Origin of the sequence: Microlunatus ginsengisoli (assembly GCF_039537205.1) — a bacterium.
GTDB classification, from domain to species: Bacteria; Actinomycetota; Actinomycetes; order Propionibacteriales; family Propionibacteriaceae; genus Microlunatus; species Microlunatus ginsengisoli.
The window spans coordinates 190086-205350 of record NZ_BAABAB010000006.1; the positions used below are offsets into that span (position 1 = coordinate 190086).

General features: G+C 70.2%; 15 protein-coding genes. 10 read left to right on the forward strand and 5 right to left on the reverse strand.

The genetic code is table 11. The features are described from left to right. Positions 1-131: 131 nt before the first annotated feature. A complete protein-coding gene (gene typA, locus ABD747_RS04715) occupies positions 132-1994 on the reverse strand; it encodes a translational GTPase TypA (RefSeq protein WP_344801936.1) in 1863 nt (620 codons plus the stop codon). Between the two features lie 331 nt (positions 1995-2325). Between typA and ABD747_RS04720 the strand changes: the two genes are divergently transcribed. Beyond that, complete coding sequence (locus tag ABD747_RS04720; RefSeq protein ID WP_344801937.1) at positions 2326-3471, forward strand: GTPase family protein; 1146 nt, start codon at positions 2326-2328, stop codon at positions 3469-3471. 111 nt (positions 3472-3582) lie between these two features. Beyond that, entirely contained in the window at positions 3583-5484 is a 1902-nt protein-coding gene (locus ABD747_RS04725; RefSeq protein ID WP_344801938.1) for an alpha-amylase family protein, read from the forward strand. 65 nt (positions 5485-5549) lie between these two features. Here the strand turns inward: ABD747_RS04725 and ABD747_RS04730 are convergent, their stop codons facing one another. Together ABD747_RS04730 and ABD747_RS04735 are read right to left on the reverse strand one after the other, a co-directional pair. Beyond that, positions 5550-6464, reverse strand: a complete 915-nt coding sequence (locus ABD747_RS04730; protein WP_344801939.1) for an aminoglycoside phosphotransferase family protein — start codon at positions 6462-6464, stop codon at positions 5550-5552. A gap of 67 nt (positions 6465-6531) precedes the next feature. Continuing rightward, positions 6532-6750 carry a DUF6458 family protein gene (locus tag ABD747_RS04735; protein WP_344801940.1) on the reverse strand — a complete coding sequence of 73 codons (219 nt, stop codon included), beginning with the start codon at positions 6748-6750 and terminating at the stop codon, positions 6532-6534. 75 nt (positions 6751-6825) lie between these two features. Here ABD747_RS04735 and ABD747_RS04740 point away from each other — a divergent pair, with 75 nt between their 5' ends. Continuing rightward, positions 6826-7326, forward strand: a complete 501-nt coding sequence (locus ABD747_RS04740) for a type III secretion system chaperone family protein (protein ID WP_344801941.1) — start codon at positions 6826-6828, stop codon at positions 7324-7326. 90 nt (positions 7327-7416) lie between these two features. Next, entirely contained in the window at positions 7417-8160 is a 744-nt protein-coding gene (locus tag ABD747_RS04745) for a phosphoglyceromutase (RefSeq protein ID WP_344801942.1), read from the forward strand. Between the two features lie 266 nt (positions 8161-8426). Here ABD747_RS04745 and phoU read toward each other — a convergent pair whose 3' ends face one another. Beyond that, a complete protein-coding gene (gene phoU, locus ABD747_RS04750) occupies positions 8427-9092 on the reverse strand; it encodes a phosphate signaling complex protein PhoU (RefSeq protein ID WP_344801943.1) in 666 nt (221 codons plus the stop codon). A 202-nt stretch (positions 9093-9294) separates the two neighbouring features. On the opposite strand from phoU, the gene ABD747_RS04755 reads away from it, so the two are divergent. The 4 genes from ABD747_RS04755 (at position 9295) to ABD747_RS04770 (ending at position 13378) form a co-directional block, all read left to right on the forward strand. Beyond that, positions 9295-10530, forward strand: a complete 1236-nt coding sequence (locus ABD747_RS04755; RefSeq protein WP_344801944.1) for a sensor histidine kinase — start codon at positions 9295-9297, stop codon at positions 10528-10530. Next, positions 10527-11204 (forward strand): response regulator transcription factor, encoded by a 678-nt coding sequence (locus tag ABD747_RS04760; RefSeq protein WP_344801945.1) that lies wholly within the window; start codon positions 10527-10529, stop codon positions 11202-11204. The genes ABD747_RS04755 and ABD747_RS04760 overlap by 4 nt, the downstream gene beginning before the upstream one ends. A 136-nt stretch (positions 11205-11340) precedes the next feature. Next, positions 11341-12402 (forward strand): hypothetical protein, encoded by a 1062-nt coding sequence (locus tag ABD747_RS04765; RefSeq protein ID WP_344801946.1) that lies wholly within the window; start codon positions 11341-11343, stop codon positions 12400-12402. 16 nt (positions 12403-12418) lie between these two features. After that, positions 12419-13378 carry a ribose-phosphate diphosphokinase gene (locus ABD747_RS04770; RefSeq protein ID WP_344801947.1) on the forward strand — a complete coding sequence of 320 codons (960 nt, stop codon included), beginning with the start codon at positions 12419-12421 and terminating at the stop codon, positions 13376-13378. Between the two features lie 20 nt (positions 13379-13398). Here the strand turns inward: ABD747_RS04770 and ABD747_RS04775 are convergent, their stop codons facing one another. Then, positions 13399-13941, reverse strand: coding sequence for a hypothetical protein (locus tag ABD747_RS04775; protein ID WP_344801948.1), 543 nt, complete (start codon positions 13939-13941; stop codon positions 13399-13401). Between the two features lie 281 nt (positions 13942-14222). Here ABD747_RS04775 and ABD747_RS04780 point away from each other — a divergent pair, with 281 nt between their 5' ends. Further along, entirely contained in the window at positions 14223-14708 is a 486-nt protein-coding gene (locus ABD747_RS04780) for a CarD family transcriptional regulator (RefSeq protein WP_344801949.1), read from the forward strand. A 40-nt stretch (positions 14709-14748) separates the two neighbouring features. After that, on the forward strand, positions 14749-15216 hold the full coding sequence (gene ispF / locus ABD747_RS04785) for a 2-C-methyl-D-erythritol 2,4-cyclodiphosphate synthase (protein ID WP_344801950.1): 468 nt from the start codon (positions 14749-14751) through the stop codon (positions 15214-15216). Positions 15217-15265: the final 49 nt, after the last annotated feature.

The following is a 15265-nucleotide window of genomic DNA, read 5'->3' on the forward strand; positions in this document are numbered from 1 at the left end:
ACCCTGCGCACAGGGTGCGGAGTCGACCTCCGGGGTGCGGCGTGAGCCCGGACCGTCGACGGCGGAGCGTTGGCCGGGTCGGGTGGACACGGGCTCGGCGTTCCGAAGCGAGGGATTTGCGAGCGAGCGGCTCAGGCGTTCTTGGCGCGCGCCCTGGTCCGGGCGCGCTCGGTGCCGGAGAGCACGACCTTGCGGATCCGGACCGCGGCCGGCGTTACCTCGATGCACTCGTCGGAGCGGCAGAACTCCAGCGCCTGCTCCAGGCTCATCAGCTTCGGCGGGATCAGCCGCTCCAGCTCGTCGCCGGTGGAGGAGCGGACGTTGGTCAGCTTCTTCTCCCGGGTCGGATTGACGTCCATGTCGTCGCTGCGCGCGTTCTCGCCGACGATCATGCCCTCGTACACGTCCGTGCCCGGGCCCACGAACAGCGTGCCGCGCTCCTGCAGGTTGAACAGGGCGTACGAGCTCACCGCACCCTTCCGGTCGGCCACCAGGGACCCGGTCGGCCGGGTCCGCAGCTCGCCGTGCCAGGGCTCGTACGCCTCGAACACGTGGTGCATCAGCCCGGTGCCGCGGGTCTCGGTGAGGAACTCGGTCCGGAAGCCGATCAGCCCGCGGGCCGGCACCAGGTATTCCATCCGGACCCAGCCGGTGCCGTGGTTCACCATCTGCTCCAGCCGGCCGCGGCGCAGCCCGAGCAGCTGGGTGACCACGCCGACGAAGTCCTCCGGGGCGTCGATCGTCAGCCGCTCGACCGGCTCGTGCACCTTGCCGTCGATCTCCCGGGTCACCACCTGCGGCTTGCCGACGGTGAGCTCGAACGACTCGCGGCGCATCATCTCGACCAGGATGGCGAGCTGCAGCTCGCCGCGGCCCTGCACCTCCCAGGTGTCGGGTCGTTCGGTCGGCAGCACCCGGATCGAGACGTTGCCGACCAGCTCGCTGTCGAGCCGGTTCTTCAGCAGCCGGGCGGTCAGGTTCTTGCCGGACTGGCCGGCCAGCGGAGAGGTGTTGATGCCGATCGTCATCGAGATCGACGGCTCGTCGACCGTGATCAACGGCAGCGGTTTCGGGTCGTTCGGGTCGGAGAGCGTCTCGCCGATGGTGATGTCGGGGATGCCGGCGATGGCCACGATGTCGCCCGGACCGGCGCTGTCGGCCGGCACCCGCTCCAGCGCGTCGGTCATCAGCAGCTCGGACAGCTTGACCGTGCGGACCGACCCATCGGCCCGGCACCAGGCGACGGCCTGGTTGCGGGTCAGCGTGCCCTCGACGACCCGGCACAGCGCGAGCCGGCCGAGATAGGGCGAGGCGTCCAGGTTCGTCACGTGGGCCTGCAGCACCGCGCCCTCGGTGTACGTCGGCGCCGGGATGGCGTCCAGGATGGTCGCGAACAGCGGCTCCAGGTCCGGGCTGTCCGGCTGCGTACCGTTGTCGGGCGCGGTCAGCGTCGCGCGGCCGGCCTTGGCCGACGCGTACACCACCGGGAAGTCCAGCACGTGGGTCTCGTCGTCCTCGAGCAGGTCGAGGAACAGCTCGTAGGTCTCCTCGACCACCTCGGCGATCCGCGCGTCGTGCCGGTCCACCTTGTTGATGACCAGCACGATCGGCAGCTGCTTCGCCAGCGCCTTGCGGAGCACGAACCGGGTCTGCGGCAGCGGGCCCTCGGAGGCGTCGACCAGCAGGAGCACGCCGTCGACCATCTCCAGCCCGCGCTCGACCTCACCGCCGAAGTCGGCGTGGCCGGGGGTGTCGATGATGTTGATGGTGACATCGCTGCCGTCGGCCGCCCGGTGCCTCACCGCGGTGTTCTTGGCGAGGATGGTGATGCCCTTCTCCCGCTCCAGGTCCATCGAGTCCATCACCCGCTTCTCGACGTCCTGGCCGACCCGGAACGCGCCCGACTGCCACAGCATCGCGTCGACCAGCGTCGTCTTGCCGTGGTCGACGTGCGCCACGATGGCGACGTTGCGGAGGTCGGTACGGGTGGGCATCAGGAACTCTTTCCAGCGGGCGGGCAACCGAACGAGTCTATCGGAGGCCGCGCGGCGGGCCCGAATCTCGCGCGACCGGGCCCCGGTCCAGACCGGCCGGCTGCCTCGACCCGCGGCCTCGTGCCGCCGCTTCACACCGCTGGCTGCCGCGCCACACCGTCTACCGGGGGTGTGTGAGGCGGGAGCCGGGGGTGTGAGGCGGGAGCCAGGGGTGTGAGGCAGGCGCCGGGGGTATGGGGTAGACGAGCGGCGAGCGGTCGCGGCGGGGCAGCCGGCATGGACTTGGGTGCTTCGTACCCTGGAACGCATTACCGACCGGCAGGAGACGCGGGTGGCAGGCGCGAACGACTGGCTCAAGGACAGCTTCCGCACCGAGTTCGACAAGCAGGCGAGCGCACTCGGCCGGTTCAACCTGGCGATCTTCGGCAAGACCGGGGTCGGCAAGTCCACCCTGATCAACGCGATCTTCGGCGAGGAGGTCGCCCGGACTGGGATCGGCGAGCCGGTCACCCGTGGCAGCCATCTCTATCTCGACCGGATCGGGCACCTCGGCATCGTCGACACCCAGGGCGTCGAGATCGGCAAGAACAGCAAGGAGATCCTGACCGACCTCAACGAGGTGATCAAGAACTCCCGCAAGCTGCCGCAGAGCGAGCAGATCCACGTCGCCTGGTATTGCGTGCGCGGGATGGACCGCCGGTTCGAGGACACCGAAGCCGACTTCGTCCGCCGGCTGAGCGAGCTGGGGCTGCCGGTGATCCTGGTCCTCACCCAGGTGCCGCGCAGCCCCGACGGCCGGTTCCACCCGGACGCGGTGATGCTGGCCGAACAGATCACGGCCCGCCGGCTGCCGATCGTGGGCGATCGGGTCTTCATGACGTACGCGAAGCCGGACGAGTTCCACGGCCAGAGCGCGTACGGCCTGAGCGAGGTTCTCGATGCCACCTTTCGCGTCGCGCCCGAAGGCGTCCACGGAGCCCTCATCGCGGCGCAAGAGATCGATCTGGAGCGGAAGGCGAAAGAGGCCCACCGGCTGATCGGGATCGCGGTGACCAGCGCGGGCGCGGCGGCCGCCACCCCGATCCCGTTCTCCGACGCCACCTTGCTGGTCCCGATCCAGCTCGGCATGATGGCCCGGATCGCGCAGCTCTACAAGATCAAGTTCGACAAGGCGGCGCTGATGGCGATCGTCTCCACCACCGCCGCCACCCAGATCGGCCGGGCCACCTTCACCGGTCTGCTGAAGATGGTGCCCGGCGCCGGCACGATCGTCGGCGGGGCGATCGGGGCCGGCGTCGCAACTACGTTCACCTTTGCGATGGGCGAGGCGTGGCTCAAGGTTTGCCAGCAGGTGCATGCCGGCAAGCTCGGCGGGATCGACGGGGCCCTGGACAACGACCAGCTGCGGGACGCATTCCTGGACGAGTTCAAGAAACGGCTGGGTCGCAAGCCGAAGGACTCGGTTTCGACCCGCTGAACGCCGTGGCGAGGCGCCCACCGGGCAGTCTCGTCTCGCCTGGTCACAGGGTCTTATCATCCGGGACGATCCCCTGGCAGCGCCGTGGCCGGGGCAATAGGTTGACTGGCGATGACCACTCCAGACGTCGGCGACCTGCTCTCCGATCAGCCGCCCCATGATCAAGTCGTGTTCGAGACGCGGTTGCGTCGTTACTGGCCCGATCTGCTTGCCGGGCTGACCGGGGCCTACCCGGGTCACGCCGTGGAGATGGCGCACCGCCTGATCCGGATCGCGGCCGAGAACTTCCGGCAGCGCCCGCCCGAACTGCGCCTGCTCGACCTGCAGCGACATGCCGATCCGCATTGGTTCCAGCACCAGCAGATGCTCGGCTATGCGACCTACACCGATCTGTTCGCCGGCGACCTGCGCGGGGTCGGGGAGAAGATCGACTACCTGTCCGACCTGGGCGTCACTTACCTACACCTGCTGCCCCTGCTCCGACCGCGGCCCGGGCCGAGCGACGGCGGCTACGCGGTGATGGACTACCGCGCGGTCCGCGACGACCTGGGCAACATCGAGGACCTGCGTGATCTGGCAACCGGGCTGCGTCGCCGCGGTATCTCGCTCACCCTCGACCTGGTGCTGAACCACGTCGCGTACGAACACCGCTGGGCAGAGCTGGCGCGCGACGGCGACGACTACTACCGCGGCTTCTTCCACCTCTTCGCCGACCGCGAGCTGCCGGATCAGTACGAGAAGTCCCTGCCCGAGGTCTTCCCCGACTTCGCCCCGGGGAACTTCACCTGGAACCACGACGCGCAGGCCTGGGTCTGGACCACGTTCAACGAATGGCAGTGGGACCTCAACTGGCACAACCCGGAGGTGTTCTACGAGTTCGCCGACCTGATCTGCTGGCTGGCGAACCTGGGCGTGGAGTGCCTGCGGCTGGACGCGATCGCGTTCATCTTCAAGCGGATGGGGACCTCCTGCCAGAACCAGCCGGAGGTGCACTCGATCACCCAGGCGCTGCGGACCGTGGCCCGGATCGCGGCGCCGGCGCTGATCTTCAAGGCGGAGGCGATCGTCGGACCGACCGACCTGGTGCCCTATCTCGGGGTCGGCCGGCACACCGGAAAGGTGTCGGACCTGGCCTACCAGAACTCGCTGATGGTGCAGATCTGGTCGGCGCTCGCGGCCAAGGACACCCGCCTGTTCTGTTCGGCCATGAACCGTTTCCCGGCGAAGCCGACGACGGCGGCCTGGGCGACGTACCTGCGCTGCCACGACGACATCGGCTGGGCGATCGACGACGGCGACGCGGCCTCGGTCGGGCTGAACGGCTTCGAGCACCGGCGGTTCCTGTCGGAGTTCTATGCCGGGCTCTATCCGATGAGCGACGCGCGGGGCGTGGTGTTCCAGGAGAACCTGGCGACCGGCGACCGCCGGATCAGCGGCACGGCGGCGTCGCTGGCCGGGATCGAGGCAGCCCTGTCCGGCGACGACGAGGCCCACCTCGACCTCGCGGTGAAGCGGCTGCAGCTGGCCCACAACCTGATGCTCGGCTTCGGTGGTCTGCCGCTGATCTGGATGGGCGACGAGCTCGCGCTGCGCAACGACTACGACTTCGTCGACGACCCGGCGAAGGCCGACGACAACCGTTGGATCCACCGGCCGCGAATGCCCTGGGACGTCGCCGAGCTCCGGCACGTCGACGGCACGCTGGAGCACCGGATCTGGCACGGGCTACGGCACAGCATCGCCGTCCGGTCGTCGCTGCCGAGCCTGCACGCGTCGGTGGAGACCGAGATCGTCGACCCGGTGAACCCGGGTGTGCTGGTGTTCATCCGACGGCACCCGGTGCAGACCCTCGTCGGCGTCTACAACATGACACCCGATCGGCAGGAGCTGGCCCGCTGGGTGATCCCGGTGGGCAACTGGGCCTGGGACGCGCTGACCGAGGACACCCCGTTGACCGACGGGCCGCTCTCGTTGGACGGCTACCAGACCCGGTGGTTCATCCAGCAGACCTGAGGCGTCCGGCGCACGTCCGTTCGGTGCAGTTCCCGTTCAGGCCCGTTCGGGCCCGTTCGGCCGGTTCAGCGCTGAACGGCCTTGAGGATGGTCGTCGCGGTGGTAACCGCGTCGGGCCGGACCGGGGTGCCCGCGTGGAGCTGGTCCTCGTGCGCCCAGAGCACGTTGCAGACCTCGCGGACGACCACCCAGTCGCGCACCCGGTCCTCGTCCAGGCCGGCGGCGTCGACGACCGCGTACAGCCGGGCGAGCAACGCCTGCCGCGGTGACGCGGCGGCCAGCACCTCGTCCCACCGGTTCCACAGCAGCGGGGCCACCTCGTAGGCCGGGTCGCCCGCCAGCGGCTTGGGGTCGATCGCCAACCACGGCTCCCGGTCGGCGGCCAGCACGTTCGCATAGTGCAGATCGGTATGGATCAGGGCCCGGTCGGTGGCCGGATCGTCGGCGAAATCCCGCAGCAGCCGCTCGGCCTGACCGACGAACCGGCGGGGGACCAGGTTGGTTCTCGACAACAGGGTCAGCCGCTCCGCCCACTCCCGGCAGAGCTCGCTGAGCCGGCGGGTCTGCGGCAGCGGCGCTCGATGCAGCCGGCGGTAGAGCCCGGCGACCACCTCGCAGGCGTCGAGCACCGGCTCCTGATTCAGGTCGCGATCGAGGTCGGCGCGTTCGAGCAGCAACGCGAACCGGCGCGGATCCGCCCGCCACAGCTGAACGGCGCCGTCGCCCTGCCACGCGCGCAGGGCAAGGTGCTCGGTCTCGGCCTCCCAGTGCGGCCAGCTGAGCTTCAGCACGCCGGCGCGGCCGTCTTCGGCCCGGACCGGCACGACCACGGCGCAACTGCCTGCGCGTGGCGGCCCGTCCACGCCGAGACGCCAATCTCCGATCAGATCGTCGAGCAGCCGGGGTGCCCGGGTCAGCCAGGCAGCCCAGGTCGGCCGTCCCGCACCGCTCGTCCGCAGCGCTGAGGGGAGATCGGCCACCTCGGAACCCTATGCGTCGGCGCCACCCGCGCCGTCCGTCCAGCGGTCGAGGCGACCGGTCGAGGCGTCAGGCGGCGGGCGGCGGCCCGTCGTAGTGCGTCTCCTGGACGTGGGTGCTGCGGCGCCGCTGGGCGTTCAACACCAGGGCCAGCACGATCACCAGCACGCCACCGACGATCAGGATGATCCCGAGCACGTCGTCGCTGACGTACGGGATGTTCACGTTCAGCGCGAACAGCAGGATCAATCCGACCACGATCAGCAAGACACCGAGCCCGATACCCATTCACGACTCCTCTCTCCGCTTGGTCGATATCCGCGCCGGTCGGACCTCAAACCGGCCGGACTAGGCTCGCGAGCCATGGACCGGGCGGGCGAGCAGGCGGCGGCGGTGGTCCGCGCGATGCTGACGGAGCTGGACCTGCCGTGGTCGGAGCAGCGGCCGGGCTTGTTCTCGGTGTCGCTGCCGGGCACGCGGAAGCTGAGCACCGAGTGCGCGCTGGAGGTGGGGACGTACGGCCTCGGGCTGCGGGCCTTCGTCGCGCGGCGACCCGACGAGAACGAGGCGGGCGTCTATCGCTGGTGCCTGGAGAAGAACCTGAAGCTGTACGGCGTCTCGTTCTGTCTCGACTCGCTCGGCGACATCTATCTGGCCGGGCGGGTGTCGCTGTCGTCGGTGACGCCGGCGGAGGTCGACCGGCTGCTCGGCGCCGTGGCCGAGACCTCCGACGACAGCTTCAACACCATCCTCGAGCTCGGCTTCGCCGAGAGCATCCGGCGTGAGTGGGTCTGGCGCCGATCCCGCGGTGAGTCCACCGCCAACCTGGCCGCGTTCACTCATCTGGACCCAGGCCCGGCCTGATCTCGCGGACGAAATCGTGAACGGCCTCGGTGCGGTGACGCGGTTCGGACCGACGAGCGCGCGTAACGCGGGACCACTAGGCTCAGCCGCATGTCGACCTTGATCCTGTTGCGGCACGGCGAGAGCCAGTGGAACGCCAAGAATCTGTTCACCGGCTGGGTGGACGTGGACGTCAACGAGAAGGGGGCGGCCGAGGCGAAGCGCGGTGGGGAACTGCTCGCCGAGAGCGGTCTGCTGCCCGACGTCGTCCATACCTCGGTGCTGCGGCGCGCCATCAACACCGCCCAGATCGCGCTCGGCGCGTGTGACCGGCACTGGATCGAGACCAAGCGCTCGTGGCGGCTGAACGAGCGCCACTACGGTGCCCTGCAGGGCAAGGACAAGGCCGCCACGCTCGCCGAGTTCGGCGAGGAGCAGTTCATGATCTGGCGCCGCTCGTACGACACCCCGCCGCCGCCGATCGACGCCGGCAGTGAGTTCGACAACTTCTCCGACCCCCGGTACGCGGGAGTACCGAGCGAGATCCGCCCGCGCACCGAGTGCCTGAAGGACGTGCTGGAGCGGGCGCTGCCGTATTGGTACGACCAGATCGTGCCCGACCTGCGGGCGAGCAAGGTGACGCTGATCGCCGCCCACGGCAACTCGCTCCGGGCGATCGTCAAGCACCTCGACCAGATGAGCGACGACGCGGTGGTCGGGCTGAACATCCCGACCGGCATCCCGCTGCACTACGACCTGGACGAGGACATGAAGCCGACCGGACCGGCCGCCTACCTCGACCCCGAGGCTGCCGCCGCGTCCATCGAGGCGGTCAAGAACCAGGGCAAGAAGTAGCGGTTCCCCGCGCACGCCGATCTGCCGGGGCCGCGCCGACCGCTCGCCCCGGCAGATCGTGCGTCTTCGCGCGGTTTCGACCCACTTCGCGCGGTTTCGACCCACTTCGCGCGTGAACCTTCACGCGCGAACTGGGGTCAAAGCGAGCGAAGATGCCTCGGGAGTGGCGGGGAAGTGCCGGGTGGTGGGGCGGGGCACCCGTCCAGGCCGGGTCAGACCGGTGCCGACAGCGCGCGCGACAGGCGCGCGCCCGGGGTCGGGCAGCGTCAGGGCTGGGGCCAGTACTCGTGCTCGGGGAACTCGCCGGTGACGACGTAGATGATCCGGCGGGCCATCGAGGCGGCATGGTCGGCGATCCGCTCGTAGTAGCGGCCCAGCAGGGCGACGTCGACGGCGGCCTCGACCCCGTACGGCCAGTCGTCACCGAGCAGCACCCGGAACTGGGTCCGGCGCAGCTCGTCCATCTCCTGGTCGCGGTCGCGCAGCTCTTCCGCACTCTGCACGTTGCGATCGTGCAGGGTCTGGCCGGCGGCGATCACCATCTTCTCGGCGACGTCGCCCATCCGGACGAAGCTCGGCCGGAGCGTTTCGGGCACGGCGGACTCGGGATAGCGCAGCCGGGCGATCTTGGCGATGTGCGCGGCGAGGTCGCCCATCCGCTCGAGCTCGGCGACCATCCGCAGGCTGGCCACGATGATCCGCAGCTCGCCGGCCACCGGTGCCTGCAGGGCCAGCAGGTCGAACGCCCGCCGCTCGATGTCGGACTGCTTCAGATCGAGCTGATCGTCGGCCGAGATCACCTGCTCGGCGAGGTGCAGGTCGGACTCGAGTAGCGCGGTGGTCGCCGAGCGAACCGCGGTCGACACCTCCTGGGCCATCTGGGCGAGGTCGAGCAGGACATCGTCCAACTGCTCCCGATAGAGCTCACGCATCGATCAGATCCTGTCCTCGCTGGTTCACGTCCGGGCCCGTTTCCGGCCCGGGGCCGAGTCAACCCTAGGTCGGGTGTGCGGGCCGGGGCCATGGGCTCGATGAACGCGACGTGAACAAGTATCGAACACCTCGGCTCGGATCGCGCGTGCGCGACCCCCGAGCTGGTCGAACCGGTCCGCGGCGCCACCTAGGATCACCACTGTGGACGCCACGACCATCGTGCTGCTGATCGCGGCGCTTGCCGTCGGCGTGGTGGTCGGTGCCCTGGTGGCCCGTCGGCGTCCGACGCCGAGCGAGGTGGACGACCCGTTCGCCCAGCCCGAGCCGTCGGTGCCCGAGGGCGTTGCCGAGGTGCTCGCCATGCACGGCTCGGCGGGCGTCGTGGTCGGACCGCACGACGAGGTGTTGACGAGCACCGAGGCGGCCCGCCACCTCGGCCTGGTCCGCGGTTCGCGGATCCTGGTGCCGGAGCTGCTTGACCTGGTCCGGGACGTACGTCGGCAGCGGCACCCCCGAACGCAGGACCTCGAGCTGCGCCGCGGGCCGCGGGCGGCGACGACGTACCTCGTGCTGCGGGTCGCGCCCCTGGACGACGACCTGATCGTCCTGCTCGCCGACGACCAGACCACCGCCCGGCGGGTGGAGGAGACCAGACGGGACTTCATCGCGAACACCAGCCACGAGCTGAAGACGCCGATCGGGGCGATCGGACTGCTCGCGGAGGCCGTCGAGGACGCCGCCGAGGACCCGCAGGCCGTTCGCCGCTTCGCGGCCAGGATGGGGATCGAGTCCGCCCGGCTGGCGGATCTGGTCAGCCAGATCATCGAGCTGTCCCGGCTGCAGTCGGACAATCCGCTGACCAGGCCCGAGGTCGTCGAGGTCGACGAGGTGCTGGCCGAGGCGGTCGACCGGAGCCGGGTGGACGCGGACCGCAACAACGTCTCTCTCGCGATCGCCGGCACGCCCGGCTGCCGGGTGCTCGGCAGCGCGCGTCAGCTCGCGGTCGCGGTCGGCAACCTGGTCGAGAACGCCGTCGTCTACTCCGACTCCGGTGCCCGGGTGACCGTCGCCGCGCACGTCGACAGCCGGGCCGACGACGACTACGTCGAGATCACCGTCTCCGACAACGGCATCGGGATCCCGTCGGCCGAGCACGCCCGGATCTTCGAACGGTTCTATCGGGTCGACTACGCCCGCAGCCGCGCCAACGGTGGCACCGGCCTCGGACTGTCGATCGTGTCGCACATCGCGGCCGCGCACGGCGGCGAGGTCTCGGTCTGGAGCCAGCCGGGCCGGGGATCCACCTTCACCCTCCGACTTCCCGCCCAGCTGGGCGCCGGGGCCGCGACCAGCGGCGGCCCGGACTCTGCCCCGAACGACGAGCCTCGGCCGGAGCGCCGGAACGAGGATCATGATCATCAGGAGCTCATCGGATGACCCGCGTGCTGGTCGTGGAGGACGAGGATTCCTACCGCGACGCGTTGGCCTACATGCTCGGCAGGGAAGGCTTCGAGGTGGTCCAGGCGGCCGACGGTGCCGCCGGTCTCGCTGAGTACGACCGGGTCGGCGCCGACATCGTGCTGCTCGACGTGATGATGCCCGGGCTCAGCGGCAATGAGGTCTGCCGCCAGCTGCGGCTGCGCGGCTCGGTGCCGGTGATCATGGTCACCGCGCGCGACTCGGAGGTGGACAAGGTGGTCGGGCTCGAGCTCGGCGCCGACGACTACGTGACCAAGCCGTTCAGCCACCGTGAGCTGGTGGCCCGGATCCGAGCCGTGCTGCGTCGCGGCCAGGACACGGAGCTGGTGCCGGACGTGATCGAGGCCGACGGCGTCCGGATGGACGTCGAGCGGCACGAGGTGAGCGTCGACGGCCGCCGGGTCCAGCTGGCGCTGAAGGAGTTCGAGCTGTTGGAGATGCTGCTCCGCAACGCCGGCCGGGTGATGACCCGCGGCCAGCTGATCGACCGGATCTGGGGAGCCGACTACGTCGGCGACACCAAGACCCTCGACGTCCACATCAAGCGGTTGCGCACCAAGATCGAGGCCGACCCGGCCCAGCCGACCCATCTGGTCACGGTGCGCGGCCTGGGCTACAAGTTCGACGGCTGAGCCACTGCGGCGTCGAAAACCAGGGGCCCCGGCCTCGGCCGGTGGGTAGCCTGGCCGTCATCCCGACCGCGAGGTCGGCATGCTGCAGACCGTGACAGGGCAGCACTGACGCGAGACCGACGCGGGAGGGTCCGCCATGCCCGGCACCGAACGGCCGCTGGCGCCGCTCGAGATCGCCTGTGACGAGTCCGGGTTCACCGGCACCAGCCTGGCCGAACACGGCACCGTCTTCTGCCACGCGAGCCTGCTGGTCGAGCCCGCCGCCGCCGACGACCTGGTGGCCCGGGTCCGGGCCGAAACCGGCTCCACCACCGGCGAGCTCAAGGCGCAGCGCCTGTTCCGTCCGCGGGCGCGCCCGACGCTGCGCCGGCTGCTCGATCCGCTCGCCGGCCTGCCCGACCGGGCGTACGTCCAGCTCACCGATACCCGGCGGTTCCTGCTGGCGCGGATCCTGGAGGTGCTGCTCGACGACGATGCCCCGTCGGCACTGGACCTGCCCGGGCGCTGCGAACCGGTCCGCACGATGGTCGCCACCCTGGCGGCCGGTGGGCCGATCTGGTTCGGCGAGCCGGGTTGGCGACGGTTCCTCCGCCGGGGCGCGGACGTGCTGCGGCTCGGCGGCCGGCACACGTCGCCGTACGCCCTCGAGCGGTTCGGCGAGGCCCTGGACGACCTCCGGCACCGGCCGGCCCCGGCAACCGCCCGGACGGTGCTGGATCTGCTGGACGCCGAGCGGGCGATCGGCCGGCTGGGCGACCGCGCCCGGTCTCGAGCCTGGCCCCGGCCGCTGCTGGAGCCGCTGATCCCGGCCGTGGCCCGCGCGGCCCTGCACTGGGCGCCGCCGGGTGGCGAGCTGCGGGTCGTGCATGACGAGCAGTCGGTGCTGACGCCCGGCCGGATCGACCAGCTCGCCGCCGGGTTGCGGGCGGACCGTCCCGGCACCCGGCTGGCGCTGGTCCGGGTGGACTCCGCCCTGGATGCGCGGGTCCAGCTCGCCGATCTGATGGCCGGGATCGCGCGCCGCGCCGCGGCGGGTGTCCTGCTCGGCAAGCCCGATCCCGAGCTGGTGGCACTGGTCGAGCCGCTGATCGAGCCGGGCGGGAGACTGACCGGCGGCTACGGGCTGACCGGCGACGACGGCGCCCCGCAGACGCTCCGCGTCCCGCCCGGACGTACGCATCCCGCGGGCCGCGACTGACGACTACAGTGTCCGCGTGACCGGCGAGATCACCGTCTTCTCAGGCACTGCTCATCCGGCGTTCGCCGAGGAGATGTGCCGGATCCTCGGCGTCGAGCTGAGCCATTCCCGGACCACCCGGTTCAGCAACGACTGCCTTCAGGTCCAGCTCCGTGCGAACTGCCGCCAGCGCGACGTCTACATCGTCCAGCCGCTGGTGCCGCCGGTGCAGGACAACCTGTTCGAGCTGCTGCTGATGCTGGACGCCGCCCGGGGCGCGACCGCGGCGCACATCACCGCGGTCATCCCGCACTACGCGTACGCACGCTCGGACAAGAAGGACGCGCCCCGGATCTCCATCGGCGGCCGGCTGGTCGCGGACATGTTGTCCGAGGCCGGCGCCACCCGGGTGCTCACGATGGACCTGCACTCGCCCCAGGTGCACGGCTTCTTCTCGGTCCCGGTCGACCACCTGAACGCGGTGAACGAGCTGGCCGGTCACTTCCGCGGCCGGGACCTGAGCAAGACGGTGGTCGTCTCGCCCGACCTGGGCAACGCGAAGATGGCCAATCACATGGCTCGGATGCTGGGCGTGCCCGTGGCGGTCGGTGCGAAGCAGCGGCTCGCCGACGATCGGGTGGTCATCGACCGGATCGTGGGTGACGTCGCCGGCCGGGACGTGATCGTGCTGGACGACGAGATCGCCACGGCCGGCTCGATCATCGAGCTGCTGCGCAAGCTGCGCGAGGAGGGGGTGGGGGAGGTCAGCCTCGCCTGCACCCACGGACTGTTCACCGGCCCGGCGATCGAGCGGCTCAAGCAGGAACCCGATATCGCCGAGATCGTGACCACCGACACCGTGCCGCTGCCGCCGGAGAAGCAGCTGCCCAACATCGTCGTGCGCTCGGTCGCGCCGCTGTTCGCCGAGGCGGTCCGGCGGACGAATCTGGGCGAGTCGGTGAGCAGCCTGTTCAGCAGCGAGGAGACCTACGGCTAGGTCACGCCCGCTCGATCGGCTCAGCTGCTGGACGACGCCGACGGCGACGGGCTGACGGTGACGTAGGCCGGGTGGTTCGCGTCGACGACCGGGACCTGCAGGGTGGACTGGCCGGCGGAGCTGAACTCGAGGGTCAGATCGACGGTGTTGCCCGGGGTCAGGCCCTCGCCCTTGACGGTCACGAAGGCCGGGGAGTCGGTGAGCACGACCGCCGTGCCGTTGGCGAGCGCCACCGGCTTCGGGAAGGTGAATGTCAGTTCGCCGCCGTTGGACCCGTCGGGCTTGATCACCGTGCCGGAGGCGCCGACGAGCGCGTCCTGGTCCGGCGAGGACATGCTGGCGCTCAGGAAGCCCTCGCCGTCGGTGCGGCTGAGGATCATCAGGTTGCGCACGTGCACCGAGCCGACGTCGAGGTTGACCCCGTCCGCCGGGGTGTACGGCAGGTTCGTCTGGGCGTTGAAGCCGCAGGCGGACAGCACGAGGCCCAGCACGAACGTCAGTGCCAGCCCGGGGGCCAGCCAACGACGTCCGGTACGGCGGTTGCGACGCGAGATCACAGCCACGATGTCGACTCCCTTGCTGTCTGCCGGATTGCCGCGCCCCGCATCGACGAGGGTCGGTGCGAGACGGTCAGGGATGAGCCTAGCGAGTCGGCTCCGCTCCGTGCAGATGCCCGTGCCCGGTGCCGCGGGAATCGTGGCGGGGTCACAGCCGACGCATACTCTGGGGGCGTTTGTCAAGCCGTGCGGGACCCTGGTTATGGCCTCTGGCTAGCACAAACGGCGCCAGGGGTGTCCCTGAGAGCGTGCTAAACTAGGAGACCGCGAAAGGGGTACAAAACAATATGACCTTCACAGTCGGCGAAACGGTGGTCTACCCCAATCATGGGGCCGCTGTCATCGAGGACATCGAAACTCGTCAGATCAAGGGTGAAGACAAGATCTATCTGGTCTTGCGGATCGTGGGCCAGACCGATCTCGTTGTGCGCGTCCCGGCCTGCAACCTCGACCTCGTCGGCGTCCGTGACGTCGTCGACGCCGACGGTCTGGAGCGGGTGTTCAACGTGCTGCGGGCACCGCACACCGAGGAGCCGACCAACTGGTCGCGTCGCTACAAGGCAAACCTGGAGAAGCTGCACTCCGGGAACGTGATGAAGGTCGCCGAGGTCGTTCGCGATCTCTGGCGTCGCGAGCGTGAGCGTGGCCTGTCCGCCGGTGAGAAGCGGATGCTGGCCAAGGCGCGTCAGATCCTCGTCTCCGAGCTCGCCCTCGCGGAGCGGGTCGAGGAGGACAAGGCGGAGATCTTGCTGGACGAGGTTCTCGCCTCCTGAGCCCGCACCCGCCGAACCCCGGCACGCGTTCGCTGCCGCAGTGAACGTACGGGTCGGGATCGGCACCGATGTCCATCGACTGGAGCCCGGTCACCCGATGACGGTGGCCGGGCTCGAGTTCGTCCAGGAGCCGGTCGGGCCGGTCGGGCACTCCGACGGCGACGTGGCGGCCCATGCCGCGTGCGACGCCCTGCTGAGCGCCGCCGGGCTGGGTGACCTCGGCAGCAACTTCGGGACCAGCGAGCCGGAGTGGGCCGGTGCGCCCGGGACCGCCTTCCTGACCGAGACCGCCCGGCGGGTCCGGGCCGCTGGGTTCGAGATCGGCAACGTCGCGGTGCAGGTGATCGGCAACCGGCCCCGGTTGGGTCCCCGCCGGGCCGAGGCCGAGCGCGTGCTGTCCGCCGCGGTCGGCGCCCCGGTCACGGTGTCGGCGACCACCACCGACGGGCTCGGGCTGACCGGCCGCGGCGAGGGCATCGCCGCGATCGCCACCGCACTGCTGCACTGACCCCTCCCGCCGGCTGTCTCGCCCCAGGGTGAACTCGGATCCCCTGTAC

What these genes read in the sequence shown, in the direction of transcription:
- ABD747_RS04765 (WP_344801946.1), top strand. Translation starts at nt 11,341, where the DNA reads ATGCCCGGCACCGAACGGCCGCTGGCGCCGCTCGAGATCGCCTGTGAC.
- ABD747_RS04760 (WP_344801945.1), top strand. Translation starts at nt 10,527, where the DNA reads ATGACCCGCGTGCTGGTCGTGGAGGACGAGGATTCCTACCGCGACGCG.
- ABD747_RS04735 (WP_344801940.1), bottom strand. Translation starts at nt 6,750, where the DNA reads ATGGGTATCGGGCTCGGTGTCTTGCTGATCGTGGTCGGATTGATCCTG.
- ABD747_RS04745 (WP_344801942.1), top strand. Translation starts at nt 7,417, where the DNA reads ATGTCGACCTTGATCCTGTTGCGGCACGGCGAGAGCCAGTGGAACGCC.
- phoU (WP_344801943.1), bottom strand. Translation starts at nt 9,092, where the DNA reads ATGCGTGAGCTCTATCGGGAGCAGTTGGACGATGTCCTGCTCGACCTC.
- ABD747_RS04740 (WP_344801941.1), top strand. Translation starts at nt 6,826, where the DNA reads ATGGACCGGGCGGGCGAGCAGGCGGCGGCGGTGGTCCGCGCGATGCTG.
- typA (WP_344801936.1), bottom strand. Translation starts at nt 1,994, where the DNA reads ATGCCCACCCGTACCGACCTCCGCAACGTCGCCATCGTGGCGCACGTC.
- ABD747_RS04780 (WP_344801949.1), top strand. Translation starts at nt 14,223, where the DNA reads ATGACCTTCACAGTCGGCGAAACGGTGGTCTACCCCAATCATGGGGCC.
- ABD747_RS04725 (WP_344801938.1), top strand. Translation starts at nt 3,583, where the DNA reads ATGACCACTCCAGACGTCGGCGACCTGCTCTCCGATCAGCCGCCCCAT.